General features: G+C 49.5%; 7 protein-coding genes. All 7 read right to left on the bottom strand.

What is annotated here, in order from left to right; genetic code table 11:
- Positions 1–402 precede the first annotated feature (402 nt).
- A complete protein-coding gene (galE, locus tag ACI3UA_RS05955) occupies positions 403–1,392 on the bottom strand; it encodes a UDP-glucose 4-epimerase GalE (protein ID WP_439723907.1) in 990 nt (329 codons plus the stop codon).
- 4 nt (positions 1,393–1,396) lie between these two features.
- The gene (gene galT, locus ACI3UA_RS05950; protein WP_439723906.1) at positions 1,397–2,890 is read right to left on the bottom strand and encodes a UDP-glucose--hexose-1-phosphate uridylyltransferase; all 1,494 of its coding nucleotides are present in this window, start codon (positions 2,888–2,890) and stop codon (positions 1,397–1,399) included.
- 50 nt (positions 2,891–2,940) lie between these two features.
- A complete protein-coding gene (locus ACI3UA_RS05945) occupies positions 2,941–4,125 on the bottom strand; it encodes a galactokinase (protein ID WP_439723905.1) in 1,185 nt (394 codons plus the stop codon).
- Between the two features lie 261 nt (positions 4,126–4,386).
- Positions 4,387–6,072 (bottom strand): PTS lactose transporter subunit IIBC, encoded by a 1,686-nt coding sequence (locus ACI3UA_RS05940; protein ID WP_439723904.1) that lies wholly within the window; start codon positions 6,070–6,072, stop codon positions 4,387–4,389.
- 129 nt (positions 6,073–6,201) lie between these two features.
- Positions 6,202–7,638 carry a 6-phospho-beta-galactosidase gene (gene lacG, locus ACI3UA_RS05935; protein WP_439723903.1) on the bottom strand — a complete coding sequence of 479 codons (1,437 nt, stop codon included), beginning with the start codon at positions 7,636–7,638 and terminating at the stop codon, positions 6,202–6,204.
- A gap of 395 nt (positions 7,639–8,033) precedes the next feature.
- Positions 8,034–9,920 carry a glycosyl hydrolase 53 family protein gene (locus ACI3UA_RS05930; RefSeq protein WP_439723902.1) on the bottom strand — a complete coding sequence of 629 codons (1,887 nt, stop codon included), beginning with the start codon at positions 9,918–9,920 and terminating at the stop codon, positions 8,034–8,036.
- Positions 9,921–10,928: 1,008 nt separating this feature from the next.
- Positions 10,929–12,147 (bottom strand): S-layer homology domain-containing protein (locus ACI3UA_RS05925; protein WP_439723901.1); only part of this gene is annotated, 1,219 nt, incomplete at its 5' end.

Raw genomic sequence — 12,147 nt, 5'->3', positions numbered from 1 at the left:
CCGTCATCAGCGGCCGCCCTGTAGCGTTCCAGCGCAGTCTGATAGTTTTTCATGTCTGCTCCCCCTAACCCTCTGTTTCACAAAACACCACACAATAAACCAAAACAACAATGCTTCTAACAATTATTATATTATAGGACATTGCTCCTTTATTTTCAATACCTGAAAATCTTTCCAGAAACAAGCACAAAGGACAGAACTATCACACACTCATTCTGTCCTTCGGCTTGATGTTTTATATGGGGTCATATATATTATAAGGAACCGGCAGCTACAGAGAGGGGTGGGAAGGAAATATCCTCCTGCCAGCTCCTTATAAGCAAAATTGAAATGTTTTTTCTGCAATCCTGCTGCAAAAAATAACGCGTTTGCTGTATCTCAATACTGAGAACAGCACATATATTAATCCTGATAACCTTCAGGATGCTGCTGATGCCATTTCCAGGCCGTGCCAATCACTGCCCTGACATCGGTAAACTTCGGCTGCCAGCCCAATACCTTCCTGGCCTTTTCGCTGGAGGCAATAAGCTGTGCCGGGTCACCGGCACGGCGCTCGCCTATCTCCACCTTGATGTCCATGCCGGTAGCTTCCTTGGCCGCCTCAATCATTTCCTTGACGGAGAAGCCCTGACCGTTGCCCAGGTTGAAGATATTGCTTTCACCGCCCCTGCGGAGGTAATCGATGGCCAGCACATGGGCATCAGCCAGATCCAGCACATGGATATAGTCACGCAGGCAGGTTCCGTCAGGGGTAGGATAATCCTCGCCAAAGACGGTAATATGGTCGCGCTTGCCCAGAGGCACCTGCAGAATCAGAGGAATAAGATGGGTTTCCGGGCTGTGATCCTCACCGATGGAGCCGTCCTCGATGGCCCCGGCCGCGTTGAAGTAGCGCAGGGACACATAGCGGATGCCGTTGGCAAGGCTCACCCACTTCATCATCTTTTCCATGATGAGCTTGGACTGGCCATAAGGATTGGTCGGCTCCGTGCGGTCGTCCTCCATGATAGGAATCCGCTCCGGCTCGCCGTAGGTGGCCGCCGTGGAGGAAAAGACAATCTTGTCAACGCCATGGCGCACCATAGCCTCCAGCAGCACCTGCATGCCGTATACGTTGTTGTTGAAATATTTCAATGGGTTGGTCATGGACTCTCCCACCAGGGAATTGGCCGCAAAATGTACCACCGCATCAATCTTGTTTTCCGTAAAAATCTGGTCGAGAACTGCCGCCTCGCGGATATCTCCCTTGTAGAACTTCGCCTTCGGGTTGACAGCACTCATGTGGCCGGTCTGCAAGTTATCAACGATAACTACATCCTCGCCCTTCTCCACCAGCTGATGAACTGTATGGGAGCCGATATATCCGGCTCCGCCGCATACCAATATAGACATAATATCACCTGCACTCCTCTATAAATCTGTCAAAGGCAGCCAGCCCGTCCGCATCACGCTTGAACACGCCTGCGTCTGTAAGCACCTGCATAAACACCCTGCCGATTTCATCCCTGATTACCTGCCCGACATTCTCCTCGGTCAGCTCCGGATGGGCGGCCCTGATTTCCTGATACCAGTCAGCATGCACGGCCAGCTGCTCATCATCGGCAATGGTCTCCCTGCCGGACAGCAGGGCGTCCTTTATCTTCGCCATATTTTCCTTCAGGCGCGGCGGCAGTACAGCCAGCCCCATCACTTCAATCAGGCCGATATTTTCCTTCTTGATGTGATGCACGTTGGCATGAGGATGGAAAATACCCAGCGGATTTTCTGCATCGGTACGGTTGTTGCGCAGCACCAGATCCAGCTGATAGGCACTGCCCTGACGGCGGCAGATAGGAGTGATGGTATTGTGAGGCTCCTCGCCGGAATAAGCAAAAATCCCTACGCTCTCATCACTGTACTGGCGCCACTTATTCAGGATATGCTCCGCCAGATCAATAAGCTGCTGACGGTTGTCCGAAGTCAGGCGCAGTGCACTCATCGGCCACTTTATCCTGCCAGCCTGCACCTCCGGAAAACCGGCAAATTCATACTCCTTCTCCACAGGCGCCTTGGCCATGGCAAAGGTGTAATGCCCGCCCTGATAGTGGTCATGGGACAGGATGGAGCCGCCCACTATCGGCAAATCCGCATTGGAACCGGCAAAATAGTGAGGGAAAATCGTCACAAACTCCGTCAGGTTCTCAAAGGTGGCGCGGGAAATCTTCATCGGCACATGCTCGCCATTCAGGATAATGCAGTGCTCGTTGTAGTAGGTATAAGGGGAATACTGCAAAAACCATTCCTTCCCCCGAAAATCCAGCGGTATCAGACGATGGGTCTGACGGGCAGGATGGTTGGCATGACCGGCAAAGCCCTCGTTCTCACGGCACAGGAGGCACTTAGGATAGCTGGAGGACTTCACCAGCTTGGCCTTGGCAATATCACGCGGGTCCTTTTCCGGCTTGGACAGATTGATGGTAATATCAAGATCGCCGTACTCCGTGGCGGTCTTCCAAACCACATTCTTGTCAATCCTGGACTTTCTGATATAGTTTGAGGCAATGCTCATCCTGTAGTAGTTTTCCGTTGCCAGCTCCGGCGAGATAGCATAATTCAGCTTGAAGGAGGCAATCACCTCTGACGGCCTCGGCATCACGCAGTTCATCAGGGCAGTATCGAACAAATCCCGCTGATTTGCCGTATCCTCAATAATCCCTTTGTCTGCCGCATAATCCAGCATCCTGCCCAAAATCTCATCCGGCACCTTCAGGGCCTCGTCCACCTCCTCCGGCACAAACTCATCCAGCTGCAGCTTTGCCAGAAGCAGGTTGGCAGAATAATATACATCTGCCTCCTTGATAAGCCCCTGCTGCAAGGCAAAATTCAGCAATCTATTAATCTCGTGATTCATCTCATCACCCTCGTTTCAATTCATCTCAATCAATTGCACAGCCGCCGCGCTTACAATTCATCCTCCGACAGCTTTCTGGTGCCATCGGCAATATCGGCCACATAGAAGCTAGGCGCATAGCCGATAATCTCTGTGTACTTCTTGCCTACAACAGCCTTGAATTCCTCCACGGCATCCGTCCTGACGATGGAAACCGTAGAGCCGCCGAAGCCGCCGCCTGTCATGCGGGAGCCGATTACCCCCGGCTGCTGCCAGGCCAGCTCTGCCAGCGTATCCAGCTCCTTGCAGGTAACTTCATAATCATCGCGCAGGGACTCATGGGATGCCCGCATCAGCTCGCCAAAACGCTGGATGTCGTTCAGCTCCAGCGCCTCCACTGCCGTCAGGGTACGGCGGTTTTCATACACGGCATGATGAGCGCGTCTTCTCTCCACCTCATCCGTTATCAGCTCCGCATTGAAGTCAAACTCCGGATTGGCCAGATCACCCAGCGAGGTGATATCCAGCTGCTTCTGCAGCTGCTGCAGGGCATGCTCGCACTGCTGACGGCGCAGGTTGTACTCCGAGTCGTTCAGGCTGTGCGGCTTGTTGGTGTTGGTAATCACGATGCAGGCATCCCGCAGCTCCAGCTTGCTGTAGCGGTATCTCAGGGTGTTGCAGTCCAGCAGGATAGCGCAGTCCTTCCTGCCCATGCCCACGGCAAACTGATCCATAATGCCGCAGTTGACGCCTACAAACTGGTTCTCAGCCTTCTGCCCCAGTTTCACAATCTCAATCATCTCTATATCAAAGCCACAGAATTCCTTCAGGATAACACCCATCAGAACCTCAAGGGAGGCCGAGGAAGACAGTCCGGCGCCGCTTGGCAGATTGCCGTACAGGGCAATATCAAAGCCGCAGTTCGCCTTCATGCCGGCATCCTCAAATACCTTTACCACGCCGGCAATGTAGTTTGCCCAGCCGATGGATTCGTCGTAGGACAGGTTTTCCATAGGAAATTCCTTGATGCCATCTTTTTCATAGTTAATGGAAATCGCCCTGGTTTTCATATCCTGACGAGGTGCCACCAGCGCATAGGTTCCCAGGGAAATAGCACATGGGAAAACATGGCCGCCGTTATAGTCGGTGTGCTCGCCAATCAGGTTGACACGGCCCGGCGAAAAAAATGCCGTCGTCTTCTGCTCGCCAAAGTATTTTACAAAACCAGCCTTCAAAGTATTCATAATCTCAATCATCACATTAGCCCCCTACTCTTTTATAAAACATCATATATTGCACCGGCCATAATGCTGCCGCCATTATCGTGCCTAATTTTCATATAAATTAAGGGCCACGAAGCAAGATATGGTATTTATCTCATTCCGTGGCCCTTAAAGTACGGTGCGGCGACAAATACTGGGAGGTATTAAGCGCAAATCTCACAAAACCATTAGCCATTATTACATCACGTGAAATCATTTATCGCGGTCATCATCGCCGCACCGGACAGGGATAACTTATTTAATATTCTCCAGTGCGAACTTCAGGGCACCGGCAGGGTCACGGGTCAGGCCTACATACTCCTTGCCGGAGCAGGTAGCGGCCGGAACACCCTTCTCATCGCAGTCATGCTTCAGCTCATCAAACATGGAAGCCATCTGCGGAGCAAGTACAATCAGATCATAGTCGGTAATGCAGTCCTTGTGCTGTCCATAAGCCATAGCGATGGAATCAACAGGAGCATTGGCAGCCTTGGCGCCCTTGACAATAGCCTTGGCCAGCATGGAGCTGGTAGCGCCGGAAGCACAGAGTACCAGAACCTTCTTCTCGGTCTTTGGTGCAGCCACCTCAACAGGCTTTGCCTCAACCTTTGGCTCAGCCTTGGCAGCAGGAGCCGGAGCAGCCTCGTCCTCATCATCAGCCTCACCGGCAGCTACGCGGGCCTCGCGCTCTACCAGCTGCTTGTCATAAGCACGGAAGAACGGATAGTAGATAATGGTATCAACAACCAGCAGCAACGGAGCCAGGATAAAGGACAGCTTTGCAAAACCGGTGGATACAATCAAACCGATAGTACCCGGAGTAGTCCAAGGCAGGATGTAGGTAAAGGCGTTCATGCCCAGAACATCTACGAAGAACTTGAACAGCCATACGTTGGCGATAGGAGCCAGAATGAAAGGTACGAACATTACAGGGTTCAGTACGATAGGAGCGCCGAAGAGGATTGGCTCATTTACGGCGAAGATTACAGGAATAATGGAGCTGCGGCCCACAGTACGGAGCTGCTTGGACTTTGCGATAAATGCGCACATTGCGCAGAACATGAGGGTAGCACCAGTACCACCCAGGGTAGCTACGAAGTAAGAAGTAGGATGGGTCAGGATTGCAGTTGCATGGCCACCAGCCTGTACAACCTGCAGGTTCAACTCGATGTTTGCAATGTAGATAGCGGTTACAGCAGGCTCAACGATGGAAGGACCATGAATACCTACGAACCAGAACAGTGCCATTGCACCGTAGATGATAGCGATACCGATATAACCGTCAGCAGCCTGGAACAGTGGCTTGAACAGCTCAAGAATCCAGTTACCGAAGAGCATGCCGGTTACATCCTTGAATACGAAGCTGAATACCCAGAAGAAAGTAATGGATACAGCCAGCGGAATCAGGTCAGCATAAGTCTGAGCGATGTAGTGTGGAACTTCCTCCGGCAGCTTGATGGTAACGCCGCGGCCTACGAAGAACTTGTAGATGTTAGGCACGGTGAAGGCTACCACGAATGCGGAAAGCAGGCCCTTGGTGCCCATGAACTCGGTAGCAATGCCCTTGTCCACGCCCTCGATGGAGAGGAGCAGGAAACAGATGATGGACACGATCATTACGGATACAGGGTTAATCTGACGGAGCTTTGGCAGCTTGTGGTTAAAGTTGTCAGTGAGGCTCTTGGCGATGGTAGCTACCATCAGCACGGACAGGATACCCATGGAGTAGCCATAAGCCTGCCACAGGAGGCCGCTGATATGGTCATCCCACTTGTAGTCCCAGATTTCCGGGATACATGCTATCAGGATGAACAGTGAGGAGAAGAGGATTACCGGCAGACAGCTTACGAAGCCGTCGCGGATTGCCCGAAGATAAGGGTTGTTGGAAACCTTTTCAAAGAAAGGCTTCATTTTATCAACCGCTGCAATAATTTTTTCCATGATTTTCGCTTCCTTCTTTTACAGATTTTACATACCTATGATTTATAAATTCTCATTCCTGCCGCCATGTCCGGCGGCAGGAAATCTGACTGTTTTGTAGCGCGGAATTCGCTAATCAGCATTCACTAATCAGTATTCCACATCCTCAACCGGCACAATCTCCTTCCGCTCGGTCATGAGCTTGTACCAGTATGCGCTCTTTTTCGGATAGCGCTTCTGATCGTTGTAGTCAACGTAGAACAGGCCGTAACGCTTGTTGTAGCCGTTGGACCAGGACAGCACGTCCATCAGGGACCAGATGTAGTAGCCCTTGACATTGACGCCCTCGGCCACTGCCTTCAAAATGTACTCCAGATGCTGGGTTACATACTCGATACGCGGGGTATCATCAATCTTGCCATCAATGAAATCATCCTTGTAGCCCATGCCGTTCTCGGAGATGTAGATGGTCTTGTAGTTCGGATAATCCCTGGCGATGCGCTTCAGCTGGTTGTACATGCCTACAGGATAAATCGGCCAGTCCCAATCGGTGGTAGGAACTTCAGGATTGCAAACCCTTGCGCCTACGCCCTTCAGGGCAAATACCGAGGTTCCCTTCTCACCGGTGGAGTTGTTGTAAATCATGCTCTCACCGTCATGAGCCTGCAGGAAGTGGCTGGAATAATAGTTCATGCCCAGGAAATCAATCTGCTCTGCAGCCTTCTTGAATTCCTCGAAATCCTCCGGATAGGTTACCAGCTTGCCGTCGTTCTTTTCCAGAATCTCATTGATAAGAGCCATTGTCTCATCATCATAACCGCCGTGGAAGCAAGCATCCAGCATAAAGCGGTTGGCCATTGCATCATCCAAATCCCTGGCGTGAATGTCCTCCGGCTTGTCGGTCATGGCCACCTTGCCCTCAAGGGTGTGGACAATGCCGATCTGTCCCGGCAGGTTCATGGATTTGTAGAGATTTACAGCCTTGGCATGTGCCACCATCATGATGTGCATCATCTGGATGGCCGACGGCATGTCGAACTGCTTATGCGGCGGGAAGTTGCCTGCGATGTAGCCATTCTGCGGAATGGACCACGGTTCGTTGAAGGTTGCCCACTTCATTACCCTGTCGCCAAAATTCTCGAAGCAGATTTTGGCATAATCCACAAAGTAATCAATCAGGTCACGATTCAGCCAGTGGCCGTTGTTGAAGAACGGCAGCGGCGTATCGAAGTGATGCAGGGTTACGAAAGGCTCAACACCCTGCTTGATGCACTCGTTAATCAGGTCGTTGTAGTAGTCAATACCGGCCTGATTGATTTCCCCCTTGCCTTCCGGCAGGATGCGGGTCCATGAGATGGAGATGCGGATGCCGTTTACCCCGAAATCGTGGGACATCTGCAAGTCATCCTTGTACTTGTGATAAAAATCACTGGCAGGGTCTGCCGTAAAGCGGCTGCCAGGACGATTCATGTAATCATCCCAGGCACACGGCCCTCTGCCGTCCTCCCTGGTAGCTCCTTCCACCTGATAAGCAGCAGTGGCTCCACCAAAGATGAAGTCCTTCGGGAACTTCGTAAATGTTGCCATGTTGTTTTACCCCCTATAAAACTCTTTTAAATTATTGACGATAATGATTGCCTGTGATACGGAACTGCATTTTCATCGTGCCTCCCGGCTGTTTCTGCGTTCCCTTCACCTTACATTTATTATTATACTGTATTTTTTCACAGGATGTTTTCTAAGCATGAAAACGTTTTCAAGGTTTTAGAAAAGCCATTTTCAGGCAAAAAAATCCTGCCAGGCACTCCGCCCGGCAGGTATCTGGCAAAAAGCAATCACTTGGGCAACGAGGCAAATCCACACAATAAAATGACCGGACAAGCTGCTTTGCCCGGTCATTTCACTGCGATTATTTCACTTAATTTTACTTACACTTAATTTTGCTCAAAGCATTTAATTCTTATCCGCCTGTACAGCGCAGATTACTCCTGCAGATAGAACTCTACATCATCAATAGAGCCCCAGTTGCCTGCATTGGCTACCATATCAATACCGATGGTTGCCTTGCCGTCCTTAATCTCAACATCGCGGATTACCCACTGATGCCAATCGTTCCAGCCGGTATCAGCAATAACTGCGGACTGCTCACCCTTGGAGGTCTGAATCATCAGGGTATAATAATGCTGGCCGCCGCCACCCTGGGTCCAGCAGGATACAGTGTACTTTCCGTCCTTCAGGCCGGTAAAGCTCTGGGTTGCCTTAAACTTAAAGCCCTTGTCAGCCCAGTAGTGCATTGCGCTCTTGCCACGGGCATCACCAGCAGAGGATACGGTATTGACAGCATCCTTGTCACCGGTAATGGTCCAGCCGTTCAGATCACCATTTTCAAAGGTGCCATTCTTAACCAGATTTACCTTCTTGATAACGCTAATGGAAGCAATAGCGGTCTTGCCGGCTACGCCGTTAACAGTGCCCTTTACGGTATAGTTGCCGGCCGCATCAAAGACAGGCTCAGTATTTTCCCATACTACAGGCATGCTCTTTACAACATCGTTCTCATAAACAACGCTGACCCTCTTAGGCATTTCTACAGGCTGGCCTACGGAACCTGTTACCAGAGCTGCCTCAATCTCCTTTACCTTGTACTCAACTACAGGCTTGGACTTGTCGCTGACCATCTTGAATACATCGAGGGATTCCAGTGCATTACCCTGGAAATCAAACATAGCGAGATTTTCCCACTCGTTGCCTTCACCGGCCTTCCAGCCTGCACCCTCTACAGGAATCCAGTCCGGCTCCCAGTAGAAGATACCCTTGCCCTTGCCATTCTTGACATTAACAACATGCTCCATGACATCGTGCAGACCGCTGGCCTGTCCCTGTACGGTGGATTTGTAGCCTGCAATGGCTTCCTCGGTAGGGCCTGCACAGTTCTTCTGGGCATCGCCCTGCTCATTGGTGAAAGCATAGGCAGTTTCTACTACAATTACGTCCTTGCCGTAGCGGTCAACCATATCATTCATGTTGTAGGAAAGCTCTTCCATACTGCCATGCCAGAATGGATAGTAGGAGAAGCCAATTACATCAAAATCATTGACGCCATTGTTGACAATCAGCTCATCGAAGAAGCTGCGATACAAAGCGTTGTTATTGCCGTTGGCAAGATGAACCATGCGGGTTACCTGATGATTCGGGTCGTTGTCCTTTACGGCCTTCAAACCCTGAGCAATAGCCTCGGCCAGTGCCTTGTAGCCCTCAGGAGTGTCGGTCTTGCAAACCGGCCAGAGCATGCCGTTGTTCAGCTCGTTACCAATCTGTACCATGTCAGGGGTTACGCCTGCGGCGTTAAAATCCTTCATGACCTTTGCGGTGTAATTGTATACATCCTTCGCAAGCTGTTTTGCGCCGTGGTTTTCCCAAGCCTTTGGAGGGTACTGCTTGCCTGGGTCTGCCCACCAGTCACTGTAATGGAAATCAACGAGAACCTTCATGCCGAGAGCCTTGGCGCGGGTTGCTACTTCCAGTGCCTTCTTCTCATCGGTTACGCCGCCGCCGTTGCCGTTAGGGCCGTAGGAATACGGGTCGTTCCAGATGCGGACACGTACCCAGTTGATGCCCTTTTCCTGCAGGATGGTCAGGCAGTCCTTTTCTACACCGTTATCGTAGAACTTGCCGCCAAGACGCTCCAGCTCAGGAATCATGGATACGTCAGCGCCCTTGATGAAATCATCGCTGATGCCTGCAATTGGGTTGACCTTTACTGCGGCTTCAGCAGTGCTGGCGCCAAAGGAAGTGCCGAGCATGGCAGAGCCAGCCATCAGGGCGGCCATTACGTAGGCAGTGAGTTTTTTGTTTGTGAATTTTTTCATGTAAAATTACCCCTCTTCTGCTTTTGTCATTTTGAATTTATAAGTTTATGTTTTTCTTGTATTCTGGCTTTTGATTTTAATTTTGCTTTTGTTTTTGTCTTGTTTTTTTGGATTGCGTGATACTTCGTGTTATTGGGATTGAAGATTTATTACTTGCGGCTTTGTGCTTAACGTTTAACATTTAACATTCTATTAACATTTAACATTCTATGTTTAACGTTTGGTGTTTGATGCTCGGCGTTTGGCGGCTGACAATTGGCAACTGACAATTGTCGGCTGGCGTTTAAAGGCTGGCGATTGACAATTGTCGGCTGGTGATTAAAGGCTGGCGATTGACAATTGGAAGCTGGCGGCCGAAGGGACAGACATACTTTTTCTCCATTCGGGCCAAATGCCACATCTACCTGAAATCTAAATTCCACGCCAGTTAGCCTGCTGTTCCTGCTACGCAGTTCACAGCAACGGCATGGCATATCACAATGCCCCAAACCACATTTTTCTGCTGATGTGGCACTCTCGCTCCGCGAGAGAAGGGCCCTCAAGTCCGAAAAAGCAGTCTGCTCCCCCGGCCGCCCCGCAAGAGTACGCCATCATCGCTATGCAGTATATGTACAATATACATGTAGTATGTATATATACCGACCTATCATCTATCGGATAAATAGTTATTCAACATATATTTATATTGACAAATAACTGCATGTTATCGGTATATCCTTGAATTTCCTTCATATATGCAGCTATTTCATATACTGTAAAGCACCTGTATTAACCTAAAACTCTATAATACCCTGTAAACACAATACACAAGCACATTTTCTTTCAAAAACAACACATTATTCCCAAAAATAACTGTATAAAGCACTCATACCAGTTTATAAATATACTTAGTGCCCGATGAATACCACATCCATCAGGCACCAGTATTTACGGCTTAATGCCTGTCATGCATATCTCCGCCGTTGTATTTTATTTGTCAGAGTATAATATGTTCAGTGTATGCGTGTATTAGAAGCTATAGGTCAAGGCAGCATAGCCTACATCCTGATACTTGCTGAAACCAGCCTGATTCTCATCGTATGGCTTTAACTTGTAATAAGTCAATTCAAAGTTGGTGTTGTTAGCAAGCATGTAGCTTACACCCAAGCCGAAACCGCGGGCACCATCACCCCAACGATCGTCACCACCAGACCACTTAGAGTTACCACCAGCAATATTAAGTCTGTGCCCCCAATACTTCGAATCGATAGCGGCATTACCTAATGCAAAGAACTCACCATATACCTGCCAAGTATTGGCCTTGCTCCACTCCTGCTTGCCGTAAGTTACACGAGTCCAGAACCCATGCTTATTGATCTTTTCAGCTCCCTGTTCCCAAGTTGTACCACCATCTACATCACCGCCTTGGCCGACGTTGTTGGTAACGGCTTCCGCGATAACATTCCACTTTGGAGCTACCTGCGTATTCACACCAATAGAATACTGATTTAATCTATATGCAGAATCCTCAAACCCAACAGTATTATTCTTATATCTTTTAGTGTTGGTCAAAGTGCGCATATTCGCCAATGTAATCTTAGTAGCAGGAGAAGTCTGTACAGCAAGTTCACCAAACTGGGCATTTACATTTGTATCCTGCCATCCTTCTGCTGAAATATCACCAACACCTAAAGTAGCTGTAACCTTAGGACCAAATTTCTGCTGTACATACGCACCATCTACTGGATTCTCCCACCACAGAAGTCCCTGACCAAGACTTACTTCAGTACGACCGGCAGAAATCTTAGTGTTTCCATGATTCCAGTTCAGGCTTAATTTATCAAGGCGCACACTATTCTGGTTTCTATAGCTGTTATCCCAATCATTAAAGTTTGCATTATTAGTATAAGTAGCATCTCTATAATCAGCACGCGTCCAAGAATTATCCTCGTACTTCAAGCGACCATCAACAGAAAGATTTTCTGCTGGGCTAGCCCAGAACCCAAGACGCAAACGCTTCTCGAACTGGGAAGTACCATTACCACTACCAGTATACCTCTGGTTAGTATTGTCACCAGTTGCATTCCTTATACCAGATACACTCTTCATACTCTTGTTGCTGAAAAAACGAATTCGTGCGTCACCATACCAGCCCATGCGGCCTTTGAGTTCGTCTACGTCTTTGCGGAGGCTCTGAACCTCGCCCTTCAGCTCGCTGTCGAATTCCTGCTGGAGCTTTTCGATAGCG

The sequence above is a fragment of the Anaerovibrio sp. genome, from assembly GCF_051866355.1.
Classification (GTDB): Bacteria; Bacillota; Negativicutes; order Selenomonadales; family Selenomonadaceae; genus Anaerovibrio.
Note: the sequence above shows the minus strand (reverse complement) of the source record. Positions and strands in the feature narration are given on the sequence as shown.